We start from the raw sequence: 21,986 nt of genomic DNA, 5'->3' as shown, positions 1-21,986 counted from the left end.
CCATAACCCTGAGGTCGATGCAAACCCTTGTGGGAGCGAGCCTGCTCGCGATGAGGCCGTAACATTCAATATCCATGTTGACTGTTACACCGCTATCGCGAGCAAGCTCGCTCCCACATTAGGCCGGTGGTGTGGATTAGAGGTCTTTATGCCGCTTGTGGACTAACTTCATCACCACCACAAAAAACACCGGCACAAACACCACCGCCAACGTGGCGGTAATCATCCCGCCTATCACCCCGGTACCGATCGCTTGCTGGCTCGCCGAACTGGCCCCGGCGGCAATCGCCAGTGGCACCACGCCGAGGATGAACGCCAGCGACGTCATGACAATCGGCCGTAACCGCAGGCGCGCGGCTTGCAGCGTGGCTTCGATCAAGTCGTGGCCTTCGTCGTACAGGCTTTTGGCGAACTCGATGATCAGGATCGCGTTCTTCGCCGACAGACCGATGATGGTGATCAGCCCGACTTTGAAGAACACGTCGTTGGGCATTCCGCGCAAGGTCACGGCCAGTACCGCGCCGAGTACGCCGAGCGGCACCACCAGCAGCACCGAGGTCGGAATCGACCAGCTCTCATAGAGCGCCGCCAGGCACAAGAACACGATCAACAGCGACAACCCGAGCAGAATCGGTGCCTGGCTGCCGGACAAGCGTTCCTGCAATGACAGCCCGGTCCATTCCTGGCCCAATCCCGCCGGGCCTTGCGCCACCAGCCGTTCGATTTCGGCCATGGCTTCGCCAGTGCTGTGACCGGGTGACGGTTCGCCGGAAATGCTGATCGCCGGGTAGCCGTTGTAGCGAGTCAATTGCGCCGGGCCCTGGGTCCATTTGGCCTGGACGAAGGCCGACAGCGGCACCATTTTCCCGGCGTTGTTGCGCACGTGAATCTTCAGCAGATCGGCGACCTGACTGCGCTGATCGCCTTCAGCCTGAACCACCACCCGCTGCATCCGCCCCTGATTGGGGAAGTCGTTGATATAGGCCGAACCGACGGCCGTGGACAGCACGTTACCGATGTCGGCAAAGGACACGCCCAGCGCGTTGGCCTGTTTGCGGTCGACCTCCAGCTGCACCTGCGGCGCTTCGGCCAGGGCGCTTTCGCGCACGTTCATCAGGATTGGGCTTTTCTCGGCGGCTGCCAGCAACTCGCTGCGCGCCTGCATCAACGTGGCATGCCCGAGGCCGCCACGGTCCTGCAAGCGGAATTCGAAACCGCTGGACGTGCCGAGGCCATCCACCGGTGGCGGCAGAACCGCAAAGGCCACGGCGTCCTTGATCTGGCTCAACGCGATGTTGGCGCGGTCGGCAATCGAACTCGCCGAGTCCTCGCTGCCCCGATCAGACCAGTCTTTGAGCGTGGTAAACGCCAACGCCGCGTTCTGCCCGCTACCGGAAAAACTGAAGCCGAGAATCAACGTGCTGTCGCCAACGCCGGGTTCAGTGGCGTTGTGGGCTTCGATCTGCTCGACCACCTGCACCGTGCGGTTCTTGCTCGCACCCGGTGGCAATTGGATGTCGGTGATGGTGTAGCCCTGATCCTCCACCGGCAGAAACGAGGAGGGCAGGCGACTGAAACACACGCCCAATCCGATCAGCAGCACGCCGTAGATCAACAGGTAACGGCCCGTGCGTTTCAACGCATAGGCGACCCAGCCCTGATAACGCGCGGTCAGTTGCTCGAAACGCCGGTTGAACCAGCCAAAGAACCCACGTTTCTCGTGATGCTCGCCCTGGGCAATCGGCTTGAGCAGCGTCGCGCACAACGCCGGGGTCAAGGTCAGGGCGAGGAACGCCGAGAACAGAATCGAGGTGGCCATCGACAGCGAGAACTGCCGGTAAATTACCCCGACCGAACCCTGCATGAACGCCATCGGAATGAACACCGCGACCAGCACCAGCGTGATGCCGATGATCGCTCCGGTGATCTGCTTCATCGCCTTGCGCGTCGCTTCCTTGGGCGACAGGCCTTCGGTGGCCATGATCCGCTCGACGTTCTCCACCACCACAATCGCGTCATCCACCAGGATGCCGATCGCCAGCACCATGCCGAACATGGTCAGCACGTTGATCGAGAACCCCAGCGCCAGCATGGTCGCAAAGGTGCCCATCAGCGCCACCGGCACCACCAGCGTAGGAATCAGCGTGTAGCGGATGTTTTGCAGGAACAAAAACATCACCGCAAACACCAGCAACATCGCCTCGCCGAGGGTGTAAACCACCTTGGTGATCGAGACTTTGACGAAGGGCGAGGTGTCGTACGGGATCTTGTACTCGACGCCTGCCGGGAAGTAGCGCGCCAGTTCGTCCATCTTTGCCCGCACCAGCGTCGCGGTGCTCAAGGCATTGGCGCCCGGCGCCAACTGCACGCTGACGGCGGTCGACGGTTTGCCGTTCAGGCGGGTGGAGAACTGATATTGCTGACTGCCGATCTCGACTCGCGCTACATCGCCGATGCGCACGGTAGAACCGTCGGGATTGGCTTTCAACACGATGTCAGCGAACTCTTCAGGGGTCGACAGCTGACCTTTGACCAGAATGGTCGCGGTGATTTCCTGGGTGGTGCGGGTCGGTAGGTCGCCGATGCTACCCGCCGAGACTTGTGCGTTCTGGGCGACGATGGCGGCGTTGACGTCGGCCGGGGTCAGGTTGAAACCGATCAGCTTCTGCGGGTCGATCCAGATTCGCATTGCCCGTTCGGCACCGTACAACTGCGCCTTGCCGACGCCGTCCAGACGCTTGATCTCATTCATCACGTTGCGCGCCAGGTAATCGCTGAGCGCCACGTCGTCGAGCTTGCCGTCGCTGGACGTGAGGGTGATCAGCAGCAGGAAACCGGCGGAGACTTTCTCCACCTGCAAACCCTGCTGCGTCACCGCTTGAGGCAGGCGCGACTCGACCACTTTCAGGCGGTTTTGTACATCGACCTGCGCCATTTCCGGGTCCGTGCCCGGCTGAAACGTCGCGGTGATGGTGGCGCTGCCGAGGCTACTCTGGGATTCGAAATACAGCAGGTGGTCAGCGCCGTTGAGTTCTTCCTCGATCAGGCTGACCACGCTTTCGTCCACGGTCTGCGCCGAGGCACCGGGATACACGGCGTAGATTTCGACTTTCGGCGGCGCAACGTTGGGGTATTGCGCCACCGGCAACTGTGGAATGGCCAGGGCGCCGGCCAACAGGATGAACAGGGCAACCACCCAGGCAAACACCGGGCGGTCGATAAAGAACTGCGGCATAAATAAGCGTCCTGCTTACTGACCAGAAGCCTGGGCAAGTGGAAGAGGGGTGTCGTCGATCTGCACCTGTTCGCCGGGACGGGCGTGCTGCAGGCCTTCAGTGACGATGCGATCACCGGGCTTGAGGCCGCCGGTGACGATCCAGCGATCGTTCTGCACGGCGCCCAGTTCGACCGACTGCTGGCCGACCCGCTGTTCGGCGTCGAGCAACAACACGTGGGCGATACCGGCGCTGTCACGCTGGATGGCCCGTTGCGGCACGCTGATGCCGTGCTGATTGACCGCTTGCTCCAGACGCACGCGAACGAAGCTGCCCGGCAGCAAGTCGAGGTCCGGGTTGGGGAATTCGCTGCGCAGAATGATCTGGCCGGTGCCCGGGTCGACGGTGATGTCGGTGAACAGCAACTTGCCGGGCAACGGATAGAGGCTGCCATCGTCCTGGATCAGCGTGGCTTTGGCCTGGTCCTGACCGACCTGCTGCAACTGGCCGGAACGGAACGCCCGGCGCAGGTCGTTGAGTTCGCGGGTCGATTGGGTAAGGTCGGCATGAATCGGGTTCAGCTGCTGAATCAGCGCCAGTGGTGTGGTTTCGTTCTGCCCGACCAGTGCGCCTTCGGTCACCAGTGCGCGGCCGATGCGTCCGGAAATCGGCGCCGTGACGGTGGCGTAACCGAGGTTTAGTTTCGCCCGCTCAACGGCGGCTTTGTTCGCGGCGACGTCGGCCGCGGTTTGCCGGGCACTGGCCCGGGCGTTGTCATAATCCTGGCCGCTGATGGCGTTGCCTTCGATCAACTGTGCGTAACGCTGCTCTTGTAGTTTCGCCTGGAAGGCATTGGCTTGAGCCTTGCGCAGCGCCGCTTCAGCGCTGTCCAGGTCTGCCTGGAATGGTGCCGGGTCGATACGGAACAGCACATCGCCTTTTTTCACATCGCTGCCTTCACGGAAGGCTCGTTGTAACACCACGCCGGCAACCCGGGCGCGGACTTCGGCAATCCGTGGCGCAGCAATCCGCCCGCTCAGTTCGCTGGTGATCGACAGGGGCCGGGCTGAGAGGGTTTCTATGCGAACCGTGGCCAGAGGCGCCTGTTCTTCAGCAATGGAGGACTTGTCACAAGCGCTCAGCGTCAGCGCCAGTGCAATCAGGCTGAGCCTGGCAAGCAGATTCTTTGACATGTAAAAACCCCAATAATGACCCCCGGCATCCTACGGGGAGGCGGCGAGGGTAGCGGTGAAGCTTTGTAGGCGCTGTGTGAAATTGTGTAAGGGTTTTACTTGCGGGTGCGTGAGGGCGTATATCCTTCACGCCTTGATTTCTATTGCGACTGATAGATTGCTTTCGCGAGCAGGCTCGCTCCCACAGTTGAAATGCGGTCCCCTGTGGGAGCGAGCCTGCTCGCGAAAGCGGTCTATCAAACGCCACTGCACTTTCTGGAACACCCCCCATGCCCAATATCCTCCTGGTCGAAGACGACACCGCGCTCTCCGAACTGATCGCCAGCTATCTGGAACGCAACGGCTATTCGGTCAGCGTGATCAGCCGTGGCGACCCTGTGCGCGAGCGTGCGCGAGTCAATCCGCCGGACTTGGTGATCCTCGATCTGATGCTGCCGGGGCTCGATGGCCTGCAAGTCTGCCGCTTGCTGCGCGCCGATTCGGCAACGCTGCCGATCCTGATGCTCACCGCCCGCGACGACAGCCACGATCAGGTGCTGGGCCTGGAAATGGGCGCTGACGACTACGTCACCAAACCCTGCGAACCGCGCGTGTTGCTGGCCCGGGTGCGGACCTTGCTTCGGCGCAGTAGCCTGACTGAACCACAGACGGCCAACGACCGCATTCTGATGGGCAATCTGTGCATCGACCTCTCCGAGCGTACCGTGACCTGGCGCGAGCAATTGGTCGAGCTGTCCTGCGGCGAGTACAACCTGCTGGTGGTACTCGCTCGGCATGCCGGCGAAGTGCTGAGCCGCGACCAGATTTTGCAACGTCTGCGCGGCATCGAATTCAATGGCACCGACCGCTCGGTGGACGTCGCGATTTCCAAGCTGCGGCGCAAGTTTGACGACCACGCCGGCGAGGCGCGCAAGATCAAGACTGTGTGGGGCAAGGGTTACCTGTTCAGTCGTTCCGAGTGGGAATGCTGAGGCGATGTTTAGAATCCTGTTTCGCCTGTACCTGGTGACGATCGTTTCGTACAGTGCGGCGATTTACCTGGTGCCTGACGTGGTGATCAAGCTCTTCCATGAGCGCTTCGTCACCTATAACCTCGACTATTCCCGCGGGCTGCAAACCCTCATCGTCAAACAGTTTCACGCCGCCGCTCCTGAGCAATGGCCGGCATTGGCCGCCGAAATGGATCAGGAATTCAAGCCGCTGCGTATCGTGCTGGCGCGCAATGATGATGCCGACTTCACGCTCGATGAACGGCAACGTTTGCAGCGTGGCGAGAATGTCGTACGCATTGGTGACTGGGGCTGGCGCACCCTGGCGGTGTCGCCGCTCAACGGGCAGACGGTGGTGGAGATGATCGTGCCGCCGGACCCGATGGACGTCAGTCTGTTGTACTGGAGCATCAACGTTCTGATCGGCGCGACCATGCTCGCCTGCCTGTTGCTGTGGCTGCGCCCGCACTGGCGTGATCTGGAACGCCTCAAAGGGACGGCTGAGCGTTTCGGCAAGGGCCATTTGAGCGAGCGCACACAGATTTCCCAAAGCTCCAACATTGGCAGCCTGGCCAATGTTTTCGACACCATGGCCGGCGACATCGAAAACCTGCTCAACCAGCAACGCGACCTGCTCAATGCCGTCTCTCACGAACTGCGCACGCCCCTGACACGACTGGATTTTGGCCTGGCGCTGGCGCTGTCCGACGATTTGCCCGCCGCCAGTCGCGAGCGTCTGCAAGGTCTGGTCGCGCACATTCGCGAACTCGACGAACTGGTGCTGGAACTGTTGTCCTACAGCCGTCTGCAAAACCCGGCGCGGCTGCCAGAGCGGGTCGAGGTGTCGCTGGATGAATTCATCGACAGCATTCTGGGGAGTGTCGATGAAGAATTGGAGTCGCCAGACATCGTCATCGACGTGCTGCTCCACGGCCAGCTTGAACGCTTCAGCCTCGACCCACGTCTGACTGCCCGCGCACTCCAGAACCTGCTGCGCAATGGGATGCGCTACTGCGAAAAACGCATTCAGATTGGTGTGCGGGTGTGCTCCAAGGGATGTGAGATCTGGGTCGAAGACGATGGGATCGGTATTCCGGATGAGGAGCGGGAGCGGATTTTCGAACCGTTCTATCGGCTGGACCGCAGTCGGGATCGGGCGACTGGCGGGTTTGGCCTGGGGTTGGCGATCAGTCGGCGGGCGCTGGAGGCTCAGGGCGGTACGCTGGCCGTTGAAGCATCGCCGCTGGGCGGCGCACGGTTTCGTCTGTGGTTGCCGACCCCTGCCTGACGCCTACGGGTGGATTGTTCCCACGCTCTGTGTGGTAATGCCGCCCGGGACGCTTCGCGTCCCTGTGACGCAGAGCGTCACTTGATGCATTCCCACGCTGGAGCGTGGGAACGATCGATATGACTACGCGCTCAGTCGACTTCTCAACAATTAAGATTCAGGCCCAATCGCGCATCGATGGTCCGCAGTTGCGCCCGCTGAGAGGTGAACACCACACGTGTGAACAGTTATTCATTTCTTTCAGGCGGTCTTTGCAAAAAGCTCAAATGCGGCATGTGTGGCGGTGAGGGGTAGTTAGATGGGTGGTGGGGCCAATCGCGAGCAAGCTCGCGATGGCATCAGCCCTGACAAAACATTCTTCAAGCCGGATCTTCACCAGCGCATCCGCACACCCAAACTGCCGATCAACCCGTTCAAATCATTTTCATCCACCGCACTGCTGTAGTCGGCGCTGACGTAAAGACTCACGGCAGGTGTCACTCTGGCCACCAAGCCCAAACCCACTTCGACGGTCGATGAATAGCGGCTGCTGCTGATCTTCTCGACCTGATCGAGGTTCACGGTATTGCCGGTGTACACCGTGTGCCACAAGTTGGTCCGCACATAGGGTTCGACCCCCAGGCCGTTGATGTCGTAACTACCTTTCAACCGTGCACCGACCCGGCCGCTCCAGGACGTCAGCTCGCTGGACGAGGCATTGCCTGACCCGGCATACGGGGTGTCCAGGGTGATGCGTTGATTGATCAACTGCGCCTGCGGTTCGACTACCCAGTTTTTGCTCAGCCCAATGGGGAAGCCACCTTCCACCGACAACGTCACCGCACTGCCTTCAGTCACTTGCCGAGCACCCTGGTCATTGCGGGTATAGCCGTTGACCCGTCCGCCGCTGGCCGTCAAATCCACGTGCCAGCCTTGGGGCCCGGTCAGGCTCCAGTAGGCGCCGAGGCTCTGGCCTTCGAGGTTGAGGGTGTCATTGTCGGGGTCGGCGAGGGCGCGACGGGTCAGCAGTCCGTTGTTGTTGCCCTGTAACTGAGTCATGCCGCCAACCAGTCCGACCCGCTGGGTATGACCGCTACCGCTTTGCAGAGTCAGGATCGCCGGGCCTTTGAATTCGCGACTGCCAGGGTTAGAAAAACCCTGAGCCTGAAAATCGGTTTGCGCCTGCCGCGAAGCCTGCCCATACAGTTGGTCCCAGGCCAAAGGTGCGGCGTCTTCGATGGTCAGGCGTGAACTTCGTGTATCGGAGGCGGCGCTGAAATGACCGGGGTAGGGGGCGGTGATCGAGACGGCGGGCAACGTCATGACCGGAACATCCTGACGGTACCAGGGCGTGGTTTCATCCTCTGCCGGCCCTGCCTGTACTTCCATGGATGAGCACAGAAGGAGTGAACTCGAGACAGTGCAGAAAGTGACTTTGATCTCTTGTTGGGTGAATGAAGTTCTCATGGAGGTTTACCTTGCAATCGCATGCCGTGTCTCGCTCTGGCGTCTCTCCTACCCCGAATGAGGGGCGACCGAATGTAGTGGGCAAGCCTCTGACCGCCCGATTTTGCGAGTGTCTGGGGGTTTGCCCCTGATGGTATTTCCGGGGGTAGTACGTGTAGCTAAGAAGACCGTTGCCACTGCGTCAAGAAAATGAACGATGAGCGGTATGGCTAATTTACTCGTTGCAACTGATTGTTTTCCTGCGTTTATCTAAGTTCTTGTTTGTACGTAAAATCATCGCGAAACCCGCGAATCAGAGGCGTTCGTCAGCCGACAGTCGGTCTTCAAACTGCTCGGAATGAGCCAAATCGCTAATTGATTCGCGCTGTTGGTTACTGTCAATAATGAGGCTGGAAAGGGTCATTCGTAGCGGCTCGTGGTTGAACCACTACAGATGCACTTCCACCGCCAACGGCAAATGATCCGACAAATGCGTCCAGGGCTTGTGCCCCAGTATTCGCGGCTCATGACTGCTGGCATTGCGCAGATAAATTCTATCCAGACGCAGCAGCGGGAAGCGTGCCGGATACGTCTTCGCGGGACGGCCGTGGTGGCGCTCGAAGGCTTCATGCAGGTATTCGCGTCGGGCGAGGGCCGTGTTGCCTTGCAACTGCCAGTCATTGAAATCGCCGGCGATAATCACTGGCGCATCGTCGGGTAACGATTCGAGCAGTTGGCAAAGTAGCTGGAGCTGCAGTTGGCGATGGCTTTCCAGCAGACTCAAGTGAACGCAGATCGCATGGACTTCGGTGTGCCCCGGTACGTCCAGTACGCAATGCAGCAGGCCGCGACGTTCGGGGCCGGTGATTGAGACGTCGAGGTTGCGGTGTTCGCGGATCGGGTATTTCGATAACAGGGCATTGCCGTGGTGGCCGTTGGGGTAGACCGCGTTGCGACCGTAGGCGAAGTCGCTCCACATACTGTCGGCCAGAAACTCGTATTGTGAGGTCTGCGGCCACTCGTTGTAGCGAGAGGAATGGCGGTCGTGTTCACCGACGACTTCCTGCAGGAACACCAGATCCGCCGACGTACTGCGTACCGCTTCACGCAGTTCCGGGAGAATGAAACGTCGGTTAAGTGCGGTAAAACCCTTGTGGGTGTTGACTGTCAGCACTCTCAGTCGATGAATCGCCGGGGGCGTGTTCAATGGAGATGATTCGACGGCCTGCCACTTGGAATCACTGGTCACGCTTCACTCCTCTGAATCAGGGCTGCTTATGTATGCGACTGATACGGGGGCGGGCAGTTCAGCGTCTTTCGTTCAAACAAACACAATTTCATAAGGCAACCGCATCCGCTCCAGAAGCACCGGGGGCAGCAGCGGGGCGAGGCCGATGGCCGGTTCGCCGTCGAGCTGGCTGGCGTAGGCGTGGGTGGCGTGGCTTTTACGCGCGACAGTCCAGGTATCCAGGCGCACCTTGCGCGCACGATGCCACGGGATGAGCCCTCGATCGCGAGTTGGCCAGTGCCAGGCCCAGACCGGTACTTCGTTGAACGACGCGCCGACCATGGCCGCGGCCTTTACGCTGGCCCGGCCGACGGCGTCATGGTCAACATTTCCATCCTTGCACCAGGTGCTGAACACCACATCCCCGGGGCGTAAATAACGGGCAATGAATTGAGTCAATTGAAACTCCCGTTCGGCCAGGGCGTTGTCGGTGAAGCCGCCACGAATCCACTTCAGGCTGTGCATCGGCAACCCGAGCCGGCGCAAGGCTTCGAGGCTTTCCTGGGGGCGAAACACGCTCAAGCGTTTTTCCGACCACTGTTGCGAGCCCGGATGGCTGGCGCTGCCGTCGGTAATCGAGATCAATTGCAGGGGATGACCCAAGGAGCTGAGCAACTGCAGCAGGCCGCCGCAGGTCACGACTTCATCGCCGGGATGCGGGGCTATCACCACAGCGCGAGCGCCGGCGGGAACAAGGGTCTGAGTGCTGATGACAGGAATGTTGTCCAGTTGCGGGGCGCTGTTCCAGATCTGTGCTGGCAGGCTGCTTTCGTTGATGGAAACCGATTTCATGGGCTACGTCCTTGTTCTCGTCGGATAGCAATGTGCAGCGCTCCAAACCCTGGATTGCCGCTAGCAGAGTATCGCTCATGTCAGTCTATTCGTCGCCTCGATGTTCCATCCGGTACGTTTTTTATCCGGTCAGCGGTTGGCGGGATCAAAATCCCAATCATCGCAATCCCTCCAGAGCGGCCACGGAGCGCGGTTCCCGGCTCCAGAGTTCCAACAGGAAATCGGCCTCCTGATGCAGGACCAGGCGCGGCAAGTGCAACTGTTCGTGGAGCAAGTCATGGACCTGCCGGGCATTCAGCGGGCAGCCATCGATCGGTGGGCGCCAGTGGCAGGCCAGGAGCTGGCCGTCGGCGGTCAGTGACCGGCTGGCGTGTTCGATCAGGCGCTTGAGGTCTTCGGCGTCCAGGTAATAGCCGACTTCGCTGAGCACGATCAGGTCGAACTGCTCGTTTGGCCAATCGCCCGGCAGGCGGCTTTGGCGGACTTCTGCGTGGTCGAGCAGGCTCAGGCGCGTCCGAGCCAGCGCCACGGCGGCGGCTGCGGTATCGCAACACAACAGGCGATCGCAGCGCGTGGCCAGATCAGCGCTCAACTCCCCATTGGCGCAACCCGGCTCGAAGATCGCGCGGTAGTGCGGCCGGGGCAACGCGGCCAGCGTTATGGCGCGTTTGCGCTGTTCGTACCAGCGCTGACGGAAAGCCCAGGGATCGTCGTTGCCGGCGAACAAACCGTCGAAATAGCGATCCTCGACGCTCATAGCAACACCACTTCAAACGGTTGCAGCAGTCGGTCCAGCACATACGGCGCCAGCACCGGTGGCAAGCCGATGTGCGGATCACCTTCCAACTGGCTGGCGAACGCGTGAATCGCATGGCGCTTGCGGGCAACCAGATGCGGTTCAAGGAGAATTTTTCGCGCCCGATGCCAAGGCACGAAACTGTCTTCGGGGGTTGCCCAGTGCCAAGTCCAGACGGGCAGCTCATGCAGCGTCGCACCCACCCGTTTTGCCGCCTCGGCACTGGCACGCCCCACAGCCTCGTGATCGCAATGGCCGTCTTCGCGCCACGTGGTGAAGACCACATCGTTGGGCCGCAGATGACGTTCGATGAACTCGCACAACTCGGCTTCCCGTGCCGCCACCTGACTGTCGGCGAAACCACCGCGCAGCCATTTCAGACTGTGCAACGGCAGGCCGAGACGACGCAGGGCTTGGGCCGACTCCTGCGGGCGGACCACGCTCAGGCGTTCCACCGGCCAGCGCTCGGAACCGGGATGGCTGGCACTGCCATCGGTGACGGAGATCAGTTGCAGCGGCCGGCCAGCCGCGGCGAGTAGTTGCAGGAAGCCGCCACACCCCAGCACTTCGTCGTCCGGATGGGGGGCGATGATCACTGCTCGCGAGCCTTGCGGCACCAGTGTCAGGATGTCAGTCACTGGCAACTGCGCCAGATGGTGTGAGGTTTGCCATAAATGCAGAGGCGTTCCCTGGCCGACAATGGGGTTGGTTTTCATAACATCCATGTCTCCGTCAACACCTGCTGCCCAAGCGCGGCGAGATCCCGTTCGGCGTGGCTTTGACGCAGGAATACCGGCAGGTCGGCGATCAGTCGGGCGAACTGTCGGTCCTTGCAATAGGGGCCGGCCCCGAGCGCGCGGCCGACATGCCGGATGACCTGTTCGGCGGACTGTTCAACCACCGCGCGGGCGCGGCGGGCCAAACGTTCGGCGTCATCCAGTGGCGCGGTGTCGATGGACCATGCGCTGGTACGCAACACTTGGGCGGCGGCATGCAACGCGCTGTCGACGGCACCCAGGTGAGCGAGAGCATGGGGTTCTTCACCGTGTGCGCAGTGACGGCGCAGGCGCTCGGCGATGCTTTGCGCAGCGCCATACCAGCAAGCGGCAATGCCGATCCCGCCTTGCCAGAAGCCTGGCCGTTGCAGGTAGTCGCCGGGGTTGCCAATGGCTTGCGCCTCAGCGCCTTCGAACAGCACCTCGACGCTGGCGGTGGCGCTCATGCCCACGGCTTGCCAGCCCTGATCAGTGATCGTCACGCCGGGTTGGTCCAGTGCCACCGCGACCAGTTGTTGTCGGTCGTGCTCATCCCACGCCGTGAGCAAGGCGTGACTCAACACCGCCGCACCCGAACACCAGGCTTTGCGCCCATTCAACGCAACCCTCTGACCCTGACTGACCCCCACTCGCGCTTGCGGTGGTTCTGCAGCCCACATGCCCCACGTGCTGGAAGGCGTCGGCGAACCGCCTAGTTGCTGGACAATCGCCAAGGCGTCGGTATGCCCCTCGTACAACTTGCACAACCCCAGGTCATGACCGCCGACCTCGGCCAGACGCTGAAATCGCTCCAGTGTCTGGCCACCGCCGGGCAGCGGAAGCTGATCGAGACCCGCCTTCACCAGCGCGCGCAGGCACCGGCCTAACGCTTGAGTGTCGGCGTAATCCGCTGGCTGACGCTGGAGAAATCCCTGAAGGTCCATTTCACTCTTCTTCCTCACGCTGCAATTCGAACAGCAGCAGCGAACGGCCAGTGACCGAATATTCGTGACCGAATTCGAAACGTTCCTGACCCCGAATCGACGGTTGGTTGGTGTCGATCATGCAGGTCCAGAAACCACCGTCAGGCACTTCCGGGAGAAGGAAATTGACGACGTCGTGATGCGCGTTGACCACCAACAGCAGGGTGGCGTCGGCGCCCTTGCGGCGGATACCGGTTTCCTGGGCGCGGCCATCGAGCAGCATGCCGAGGCAGCGGCCATGGCCTTCCTCCCATTGCTCTATGGACATTTCGCTGCCATCCGGCGCGAGCCAGGTGACGTCCTTGACGCCGATGTCCTCATTGTAATTGCCCACCAGGAACCGTCCACGCCGCAGGATCGGGTAGGCCAGGCGTAACTTGATCAGGCGTTTTACAAACTTGAGCAGGGCCTTGCCGTCTTCGCTCAGGTCCCAATTGACCCAACCGATCTCGCTGTCCTGGCAATAGGCGTTGTTGTTGCCCTCTTGGGTGCGGGCGAATTCGTCGCCGGCCACCAGCATCGGCGTGCCTTGGGACAGCAGCAGCGTGGCGAAGAAGTTGCGCATCTGCCGCTGACGCAGTTCATTGATCTCGGGATCGTCGGTCGGGCCTTCGACGCCGTGGTTCCAGGACAGGTTGTTGTTGCTGCCGTCCTGATTGTCCTCGTCGTTCGCTTCATTGTGTTTGTCGTTGTACGACACCAGGTCGTTAAGGGTGAAACCGTCGTGGGCGGTGATGAAGTTGACCGAGGCATACGGCCGCCGACCCCGCTGATTGAACATCTCGCCGGAAGCGGTCATGCGACTGGCGAAGTCCGCCAGTTGACCGTCGTCGCCTTTCCAGAACGCACGCACGGTGTCACGGAATTTGTCATTCCACTCGACCCAGCCCGGCGGGAAGTTACCGACCTGATAACCGCCAGGGCCGCAGTCCCAGGCTTCTGCAATCATCTTCACCTGGCGCAGCACCGGGTCCTGACGGCAGGCGACGAGGAAGCTGTGACGTTCGTCGAAGCCATCGTGGTAGCGCCCCAGAATGGTCGCAAGGTCGAAGCGGAAACCGTCCACGTGCATTTCCGTGGCCCAGTAGCGCAGGGAATCGGTGACCATTTGCAGGACACACGGGTGACTCAGGTCCAGGGTGTTGCCGGTGCCGGAATCATTGATGTAGAAGCGCTTGTCATCGGGCATCAAGCGGTAATAGGAGGCGTTGTCGATGCCGCGCATGGACAGGGTCGGGCCTTGCTCATTGCCCTCGGCGGTGTGGTTGTAGACCACATCGAGGATCACTTCAAGATTGGCTTCGTGCAGGTGCGCGACCATCTCCTTGAACTCGGCGATCTTGCCGCTGGCCAGGTAGCGCGGGTCCGGGGCGAAGAACGCGATGCTGTTGTAGCCCCAGTAATTGGTCATGCCTTTATGCAACAGATGTTGGTCGTTGACGAAGGCATGAATCGGCAGCAATTCCACAGTCGACACGCCGAGCTTGCGGATGTGTTCCAGCACGTCATCGACCATCAACCCGGCGAAGGTGCCACGCACATTCTCGGGGACGGAAGGGTGACGCATGCTGATGCCGCGTACGTGAGTCTCATAAATGATCGTCTTGTCCCACGGCACGCTGACCCGATGGTCGTGGCCCCAGGTGTGAGCCGGGTCGATCACCTTGCACTTGGGTACAAACGGGGCGCTGTCGCGTTCATCGAAACTGAGGTCGGCGTCGGGGTGGCCGATGGTGTAGCCGAACAACGCTTCGGACCATTTCAACTGGCCAACCAATTGTTTGGCGTAAGGGTCGATCAGCAGTTTGTTGTGGTTGAAGCGATGACCGTTGGCCGGGTCGTACGCGCCGTAGACACGGTAGCCGTAGATCATCCCGGGATGGGCGTCGGGCAGGTAGCCGTGGTAGATCTCGTCGGTGTATTCCGGCAGTTCGATGCGTTCCAGTTCCACCTCGCCGGCATCATCGAAGATGCACAACTCGACCTTGGTGGCGTTGGCGGAAAACAAGGCAAAGTTGACTCCTAGGCCATCCCAGGTCGCGCCCAGCGGGAAGGGCAAGCCTTCACGGATTCGCGAGGCCTCGACGTGAGGTTCTGGCGCGGCTTTATTTGGATTGGTCATGGGTGCTCCTGCAAAGGGGGGACATTACTCAATTATAAAAGGTCGGGGCTCCGGTTTTTTTTGAGGGCGAGCGAGCCCTCGGTGGCGAGAAGGCTCGCCACAAAATCAATCAAGTCAACGGTGAGCGGCGTCAGACAGCGGGCGGTTTTCGCGCTGATCGAGGCTTTTTCTCGGTGGCTTTTTCGCCCGGAGGGATCACCTTCGATGCCGCGGCGGGCTTGGCTTTGGCTTTTGGCTCGGCAGCCTTGCCATTGGTGGATTTGTTAGCTGGGGCCTTGGCGCCGGCGGTTTTGCTGCCAGCGGCTTTTGGCGATTTGCTCGGTGCCAGGGCTTCGGCTTCAGCCAGTTTGCTGGCCATCTCCCAGTGGCGGGCTTCCTGACCCTCGGGTTGTCCTTCCGATTCCCAGATCTGATAGGCAAATTCGCGAATGCGTTTATCGTTAGTGCTCATCGCAATGCTCCTGAACTGAACTCAAGTTGGGGTAGTTTGGATAAAAATATTGATTGGGAAATCCCCCAGCGCGGCGCTGATGTCCAGCTCCCTTTGGGGTGTGACTGCGACGCTGGAAAAAAGTCCCTTGAAATTTTCATCAGGGGTGGTGAATGGTAATTTGACCCGTGTATCGCCCCACAGCGGCGCGTCAATCCGTGGTTCGGCACTGTTTTTCAACAATTCGGCGCAGCGTATCGGTACGATCACGATGGCCCTTTTTCCTTGCAGCGAGCGAGCAAATGCCAGCACCCGGTGAGCCTGGCTGCCGACGACTTCAAGGGCTTGATACGTCCCTCGTCGAAACAGCTCGGTGTGCTCAAGCCGCAGGTTTAACGTACGAGCGATCAGGGTTTGCTTGATGCGCCCGTCCCGCCAGTTAGCCAACAGCTCAGGAAGTTCCAATGGCGCCTGCAGGGACCGCTGACGGCTGGCGTAATCCACGGGTCGACGGTTGTCCGGATCGACCAGCGAGAAGTCCCAGTACTCGGTGCCCTGATAAAGGTCCGGCACCCCCGGCACGGTCATGCGCAGCAAGGTTTGCGCCAATCCATTGAGTGCCCCGGGGACGGCGATGCTTTGGGCCGCTTTGCAGAGTGCCGCGCGCAATAGTTCCCCTTCAGGACTCAGCAATAGTCGCTGCAGAAATTGCTGAACCGCTTGTTCGTAAGCCTCATTCGGCGCGCTCCAGCTGCTTTGCAACTTGGCCTCGCGCAAGGCTTTCTGTTGCCACTGCCACACCCGTTGAGTGTAGTGCTCAAGCGCCGTTTTATCGTCACTGCGCAAATCCAGCGGCCAACTGCCGAGGATCGCTTGATAGAGGATCAACTCATCACCCGTCGTCGGCATTGGGTCGTCGTCGCGCAGGGGCCGGGCAAGGGCTTGCCAGAGCGGCACCTGTTCGGCGTACCAGGCACTGCGTTCGCTCAACACCGCCAGGCGCGCACGGGTGTCTTCGCCTCGTTTGTGGTCGTGGGTCGCGGTGGCCAGCAAATTATCGGGAAATGCTTCGAGACGATGGGCGCAAGCCGCATGGAAATCGGCCACCGGCGCGCTGAACTGCTCGGTGCTGAACCCCACGTCATTGCGCGACAGCAACGTCGCTGAGCGATAGAACGCAGTGTCTTCCACGGCCTTCGCCGCCGCCGGCGATGTCAGTTGCTGAAAACGTACGCAGGCATGCTTGAGCATCTTGCGTGGCCGGCCCAATGGGCGTTTGCGCCATGATTCGCCACCGAGCCAGCTGGCCAGGCTATCGAGCACCGGCCAATCGGCCTCGCTGAGGGTAAGCCTGGCACCGTCCATGGCCTGCTGGAAAAACACATCGTCTTCAGCCGAACGCCCACGGGGACTGATATAGGTGCGGTACACAGGGAAATGCACGATCAGTTCCTGCAACGCCCGACGAATCGCACCGAGGGTCAAGTCGCGGGTCATCAGGTCATCCCGGGCCACTTGCAACAGGGCCTGGGCGACGCTTTCGAAGTCTCCGGCCAGGGAGCCGTTGAGGATCTGCTGGCGGGCCAGTTGCGCTTCCTGACGGAAATCGGCGGGCCGTTCGCTGTAGCGATTCCACAGTTCGCCCAAGGTGTGGGCACCTTCGGGAGCGTGTTGCAGCAGCGATAACTGATTCATGAACTCGTAACCTGTGGTGCCATCCACCGACCAGTCGCGGTGCAGGGTTTCGCCTTCGCCGAGGATCTTCTCGACAAAGATCGGCAGGTGCCGATTTGGCGACAGGCTGTCGACCCTTCGCCGCAGTTTGCGGCAGTAACCCCGAGGGTCAGCGAGGCCGTCGATGTGGTCGATGCGCAGACCGTCGACCAGGCCTTCGGCCACCAGCTCGAAGATTTTCGCGTGGGTGGCTTCGAACACCGCGGGGCGTTCGACGCGCAGGCCGCCCAGTTCGTTGATATCGAAAAAGCGCCGCCAGTTGATGTCATCTGCCGCTGTGCGCCAACTGGCCAGGCGATAGCTTTGGTGTTCAAGCAACACGTGCAGGCGGTGGAAACCGTCGGCGGTGAGCGAGTCGTAAGCGCTGAGGTTTTGCTGGATGGCTTGCAGAATCGCCGGGGCGCCGGCCAATTCACGCAGCTCTGCTTTCAGCGGTATCGCCAGGCGATGGGCGTCGGTCTGGTAGCTCAGGGTGCTGAAACGGTCTGCCAGCGACTTGAGGGATTCGGCGTTCAGTGGGTCATCGGTTCTGAGCAGTTCGCCGTAATGGGTCGGGCAGATCGGGAAGTGATGCTCATAGTGTTCGACATAAAACGCGCCTTTCTGTGCATCGAAGCGCAAGGGCAGGGTGCCGTCCTGCAAGGCGATGCCGTAGTCGCTGCCGAGGAAGGGCAAGAGCAACTGGCCTGCCATCAACGGATCGGGCGAATGCCACTGGATATCGAAGAACTCGCCGTAAGGGCTCAGGCGCCCCCACTCCAGCAAATCCTGCCACCAGGGATTATCGCCACCACCGACGGCCATGTGGTTGGAGACGATGTCGAGGATCAGCCCCATGTTCTGTTCGCGCAATGCACTGACCAACCGCCGCAGCGCCGCTTCGCCGCCCAGCTCGGGGTTGACGGTGGTCGGGTCCACGACGTCGTAGCCATGCATGGACCCGGCGCGGGCGCTCAGCAGTGGCGACGCATAGACATGACTGATGCCAAGGCTGGCGAAGTACGGCACCAGCGGCACCGCATCGTCCAGCGTGAAGCCTTTATGAAACTGCAGCCGCTGGGTCGCCCGCAGCGGTTGGATAATCGTTTGTTTCATTGGTCACGCTCGGCCGCCTGAAGTCGTGCACAGGCGAGCAGTTCCAGGCGTCGGGCGGCGTCCGGGTTATCGAGCAAGGCGTCGGTATCACCCGCCAGGCGCCGGGACCAGTTGGGGTGCGTGTCGATGGTGCCGGGCAAGTTGGCTTGCTGTTCGATACCCAGGGCATCTTCCAGCGGCAGCAACACCAGCGGCGCGCGGGTATGACCGAGGAAACGTATCGCGGCGTCGAGCACCTGATCGGTTTCATGGGACTCTTCGCGAAAGTTCTGCGGATCCTCGCTCAACACCCGACGCAAGCCTTCGCGCTCGCGTTCGCGGTGGTGGCGCCATTCGATTTCACCCGGGGCGTCGACCAGGCCCAGTCGAGCGTTCCAGTCGATATCGCGGCCATGCCACCAGCCATTGAGCGTCGGCAGGTCATGGGTGCTGGTGGTCGCGAGGGCATTGTCCGGCCAGTCGAGAATCGTTTTGAAGTGCGCGTTGTCCTGTTCGAACAGCAGGACGCGCATGCCAAGGATCGAACGCGCGATAAGCTTTTCTCTCAGACCATCCGCCACGGTGCCGAGGTCTTCACCGAGGACGATGGCCTGATGACGATGGGACTCGAGGGTCAGCAAACGCAGCAGGTCGTCCACCGGGTAATAGAGGTAGGCGCCGTCGGCGGGTGACGCGTCATTGGGGATCACCCACAACCGTTGCAGGCCCATGACGTGATCAATGCGCAGGCCACCGGCGTGGGCGAAGTTGGCGCGAAGCATTTCGATGAACGCACGAAAGCCGTTGCGTACCAGGCCCTCGGGCGAGAACGCGGAAATCCCCCAGCCCTGACCGGTGCGGTTGAGCATGTCCGGTGGTGCGCCCACGGTCAGCGAGGCGAGCAATTCGTCCTGACGACTCCAGGCCTGGCTGCCACCGCCATCGGCACCGACGGCCAGATCGGCAATCAGACCGATGCTCATGCCACTGCTGCGGGCGGCGGTTTGCGCGCGCTCCAGGCAGCGGGTGATCAACCATTGGCAGAAGGCGAAGAAGCCAATGCGTCCGGCGTTCTCTTCGGCGAATTCGGCCAAGGCCGCACTGCGCGGGTCTTGCCATTGCTCGGGCCACTGCCGCCAGTCGAGGCTTTCGCCCTTGGCGGCGCGAGCTTCTTGAATGGCTTCAAAGCGGCAGTGGTTTTCCAGGGCTTCGCCAGCAGCATGGCGGAAGCTGCTGAAGTCGGCATGCAACGGGTGTTCGCCCTGGACAAACCCTTCGTACAGCGCCTGCAACAGGCGATGTTTAGCTTCAGCCGCCACCGGCCAATCAATCAACGGCGATGCTTCGAGTTGCTTGAGTTCTGCCGCCAGGCCAGTGGCATCAATCGCGGTCCGCAACGCTCGTTCGCCCAGGATGGCGCCCGGTGCGGCGTAAAGGCTGTTGAGAAACAAACGGCTGGACGGCGAATAAGGGCTGTAACGCTGGGTATCGTTGCTGAACATTGCATGTAACGGGCTGATCGCCAACGCTTCGGCACCGCGTTCGCCGGCCACACGGGCCAGGTCTTCCAGCGCCTGGGTATCGCCGAACCCGCCATCGCCGGTGCGACGCAGTGAGTACAGCTGCACGCTCAGGCCCCAGGTGCGCGGAATCGGACTGTCGACGGCATCGCCGACGCTGTAGCAGCGCGTCGGCGCCACAGCCAGGGTAAATGATTGTCCATCAATGCTGACGTGCTGATAACCGACCGGGACCAGACCGGGCAGCATCGCCTCGGCATCCAGTTTCAGGTTGAGCCGCGCGCCATCTTCAAGGTGGATCTCGCACGGTGTTTCGGGCTCAAAGTAATGCGCCAGGCTAAGGCCGACACCGAAGTCTGCGGTGAGTAGCGGTGGCAGGTGCCGGGTCTGTTGCACTTCCTGCAATTGCAGCAGGCTGGCGTCGATTTCCTGTGCGGTGCTGGCGGGGTGGCCGAGTCCGGTGAGGACGTTGCGTAACACTGATGGAGCGACTTTCTGTGGGCGGCCGTTGGCGTCGATCCAGTCGACTGCCAGGCCAGCTCGGCTGGCCAGTATTTCCAGTTGCGCATCACTCATTGGCGCTCTCCATCCGGGGGTAGCAAAGGGGCTGCGGCCGTGAGGCTGACTAGCGCGCAATACGGGGCAAGGGTGCCCTGTTCCAGCAGGTCGGCGGACTTCGAGGGATGTTCATACAACAACGAAGCGCCGGCCAGTGGGGAGTGGACCACAGGCTTGTCGCTGAGGTTCAGGTCAATGCGCAGCTCACTGCCGTTGCCCAGTCGCCAGCGCGCAGTCACAGCACCCTCGGCCAGTACCTCAGCACCCAATGGGTGGGTATTGGGTAGATGCGGGATGATCTGCTCATGGCGGATCTGCAACAGCTGGCGATACAAGTCATGCATCGCGCAGCCCTGGGGTGCCGTCAGCGTCGGTCGGGAAGCTTCAAAGGTCTGTGTCGCGTTCGGGTCGGGAATTTGTTTGCGCTTGTGAGGATCGGCAAACGCACTGAACGCGGCAAACTCGTTACGTCGTCCCTCGCGAACCCGTTCCGCCAGTTCACCGTGATGGCTGGTAAAGAAGAGGAATGGTTCTTCGGCGGCGAACTCGTCGCCCATGAACATCAGCGGGATCATCGGTGAAAGCAGTAACAGCGCTGTCGCTGCGTGTAACGCGTCCAGGTTGGTCAGCTGATGCAGCCGTTCGCCAAACGCGCGATTGCCGATCTGGTCATGGTTTTGCAGAAACAGCACGAACGCGCTGGGCGGCAAGTGCCCGCTGGGCTCGCCTCGGGCTTCGCCATGGCGATTGATATGGCCCTGAAACACGAAACCCTGACTCAGGCAGCGCACCAGTTGTTCGGTGGGCTCGTCGGCGTAGTCGGCGTAATAGGCGTCGGTTTCGCCGGTCAGCAGCACGTGCAAGGCATTGTGGCCGTCATCGTTCCACTGCGCGTCGAACCCTTCTTGCAGCAAGCTGGCCTGGTTGTGTTCGTTCTCGACCGTCAGCCATACATGCCGCGCCGGACCGGTCTGCTGTCGGATCCGCTGCGCCAGTTCCTGTAGAAAGTCGGGGCTTTCGATAGCATGCACCGCGTCCAGGCGCAAACCGTCGAAGCGATACTCCAGCAACCACATCAGCGCGTTGTCGATGAAGAAGTCCCGCACCTCGCGCCGCCGGAAGTCGATCGCCGCACCCCACGGGGTGTGCTTGTCTTCGCGGAAGAAACCCTTGGCGTAGCGATGCAGGTAATTGCCATCCGGGCCGAAGTGGTTGTAGACCACGTCGAGAATCACCGCCAGGCCATGACCGTGGGCGGTGTCGATCAGGTGTTTGAGTTGTTCGGGGGAACCGTAGGACGCTTGGGGCGCATAGGGCAGAACCCCGTCGTAGCCCCAATTGCGATCACCGGGAAACTGCGCCAGCGGCATCAGTTCGATCGCGGTGATGCCCAATTCGACAAGGCGCGACAGGTGCTGCTCGACTTCGCTGTAGCCGCCGAGCGCACCGACGTGCAATTCGTAGATCACCGCTTCAGTCCACGGCCGACCGAGCCAGGCGCTGTGTTGCCATTGGTAAGCAAAGGGATCGACCACCACGCTGTGGCGGTCGATATCACCGTCCTGCGCGCGGGAGGCCGGGTCGGGCACCGCAAGCCCCCCATCAATGTTATAGCGGTAACGCGTGCCAGCGGGGCAGCGGGTGTTGATCACGAACCAGCCATTGGGCTGAGGCACTAGCGGCAAGGATTGTCCGTCTTCCAGTTCGACACTGACGTACAACGCATCTGGCGCCCACAAGGCAAAACGCGTGTGTTCTGCGTCCAGCATGATTGCGCCGTGGGGCCAGGTCTCAAGGGTCCGTAACGGCATCTATGAAAACCTC

15 protein-coding genes are annotated in these 21,986 nt (G+C 61.1%); 2 read left to right on the top strand and 13 right to left on the bottom strand.

What is annotated here, in order from left to right; genetic code table 11:
* Positions 1 to 136 precede the first annotated feature (136 nt).
* Both ACYZTR_RS14935 and ACYZTR_RS14930 read right to left on the bottom strand, forming a co-directional pair.
* On the bottom strand, positions 137 to 3,235 hold the full coding sequence (locus tag ACYZTR_RS14935) for a multidrug efflux RND transporter permease subunit (protein ID WP_461972029.1): 3,099 nt from the start codon (positions 3,233 to 3,235) through the stop codon (positions 137 to 139).
* A 15-nt stretch (positions 3,236 to 3,250) separates the two neighbouring features.
* On the bottom strand, positions 3,251 to 4,408 hold the full coding sequence (locus ACYZTR_RS14930) for an efflux RND transporter periplasmic adaptor subunit (RefSeq protein WP_461972027.1): 1,158 nt from the start codon (positions 4,406 to 4,408) through the stop codon (positions 3,251 to 3,253).
* Positions 4,409 to 4,677: 269 nt separating this feature from the next.
* On the opposite strand from ACYZTR_RS14930, the gene ACYZTR_RS14925 reads away from it, so the two are divergent.
* Both ACYZTR_RS14925 and ACYZTR_RS14920 read left to right on the top strand, forming a co-directional pair.
* Complete coding sequence (locus ACYZTR_RS14925; protein WP_461972026.1) at positions 4,678 to 5,379, top strand: response regulator; 702 nt, start codon at positions 4,678 to 4,680, stop codon at positions 5,377 to 5,379.
* 4 nt (positions 5,380 to 5,383) lie between these two features.
* Entirely contained in the window at positions 5,384 to 6,685 is a 1,302-nt protein-coding gene (locus ACYZTR_RS14920) for an ATP-binding protein (protein WP_461972024.1), read from the top strand.
* 372 nt (positions 6,686 to 7,057) lie between these two features.
* On the opposite strand, the gene ACYZTR_RS14915 is transcribed toward ACYZTR_RS14920, so the two are convergent.
* The 11 genes from ACYZTR_RS14915 to treZ form a co-directional block, all read right to left on the bottom strand.
* Complete coding sequence (locus tag ACYZTR_RS14915) at positions 7,058 to 8,131, bottom strand: autotransporter domain-containing protein (protein WP_461972022.1); 1,074 nt, start codon at positions 8,129 to 8,131, stop codon at positions 7,058 to 7,060.
* Between the two features lie 427 nt (positions 8,132 to 8,558).
* Positions 8,559 to 9,359 carry an endonuclease/exonuclease/phosphatase family protein gene (locus ACYZTR_RS14910; protein WP_461972020.1) on the bottom strand — a complete coding sequence of 267 codons (801 nt, stop codon included), beginning with the start codon at positions 9,357 to 9,359 and terminating at the stop codon, positions 8,559 to 8,561.
* Between the two features lie 72 nt (positions 9,360 to 9,431).
* Positions 9,432 to 10,190, bottom strand: coding sequence for a PIG-L deacetylase family protein (locus ACYZTR_RS14905; RefSeq protein WP_461963668.1), 759 nt, complete (start codon positions 10,188 to 10,190; stop codon positions 9,432 to 9,434).
* A gap of 157 nt (positions 10,191 to 10,347) precedes the next feature.
* Positions 10,348 to 10,947, bottom strand: coding sequence for an SAM-dependent methyltransferase (locus tag ACYZTR_RS14900; protein ID WP_461972019.1), 600 nt, complete (start codon positions 10,945 to 10,947; stop codon positions 10,348 to 10,350).
* Positions 10,944 to 11,702, bottom strand: a complete 759-nt coding sequence (locus tag ACYZTR_RS14895; protein WP_461972017.1) for a PIG-L deacetylase family protein — start codon at positions 11,700 to 11,702, stop codon at positions 10,944 to 10,946. Before ACYZTR_RS14895 ends, ACYZTR_RS14900 begins: the two co-directional genes overlap by 4 nt.
* Entirely contained in the window at positions 11,699 to 12,685 is a 987-nt protein-coding gene (locus tag ACYZTR_RS14890) for an acyl-CoA dehydrogenase (protein WP_461972015.1), read from the bottom strand. The genes ACYZTR_RS14895 and ACYZTR_RS14890 overlap by 4 nt, the downstream gene beginning before the upstream one ends.
* A 1-nt stretch (position 12,686) precedes the next feature.
* A complete protein-coding gene (glgX, locus tag ACYZTR_RS14885; protein WP_461972013.1) occupies positions 12,687 to 14,846 on the bottom strand; it encodes a glycogen debranching protein GlgX in 2,160 nt (719 codons plus the stop codon).
* A gap of 130 nt (positions 14,847 to 14,976) precedes the next feature.
* Positions 14,977 to 15,297 (bottom strand): DUF2934 domain-containing protein, encoded by a 321-nt coding sequence (locus ACYZTR_RS14880; RefSeq protein WP_461972011.1) that lies wholly within the window; start codon positions 15,295 to 15,297, stop codon positions 14,977 to 14,979.
* Between the two features lie 21 nt (positions 15,298 to 15,318).
* On the bottom strand, positions 15,319 to 18,105 hold the full coding sequence (locus ACYZTR_RS14875) for a malto-oligosyltrehalose synthase (RefSeq protein ID WP_461972010.1): 2,787 nt from the start codon (positions 18,103 to 18,105) through the stop codon (positions 15,319 to 15,321).
* Entirely contained in the window at positions 18,102 to 20,180 is a 2,079-nt protein-coding gene (gene malQ / locus ACYZTR_RS14870; protein ID WP_461972008.1) for a 4-alpha-glucanotransferase, read from the bottom strand. Before malQ ends, ACYZTR_RS14875 begins: the two co-directional genes overlap by 4 nt.
* On the bottom strand, positions 20,177 to 21,973 hold the full coding sequence (gene treZ / locus ACYZTR_RS14865; RefSeq protein WP_461972006.1) for a malto-oligosyltrehalose trehalohydrolase: 1,797 nt from the start codon (positions 21,971 to 21,973) through the stop codon (positions 20,177 to 20,179). Before treZ ends, malQ begins: the two co-directional genes overlap by 4 nt.
* Positions 21,974 to 21,986 lie beyond the last annotated feature (13 nt).

This window comes from Pseudomonas sp. Hz4, from assembly GCF_054898165.1.
This window is presented reverse-complemented; position numbering and strand designations above follow the sequence as displayed.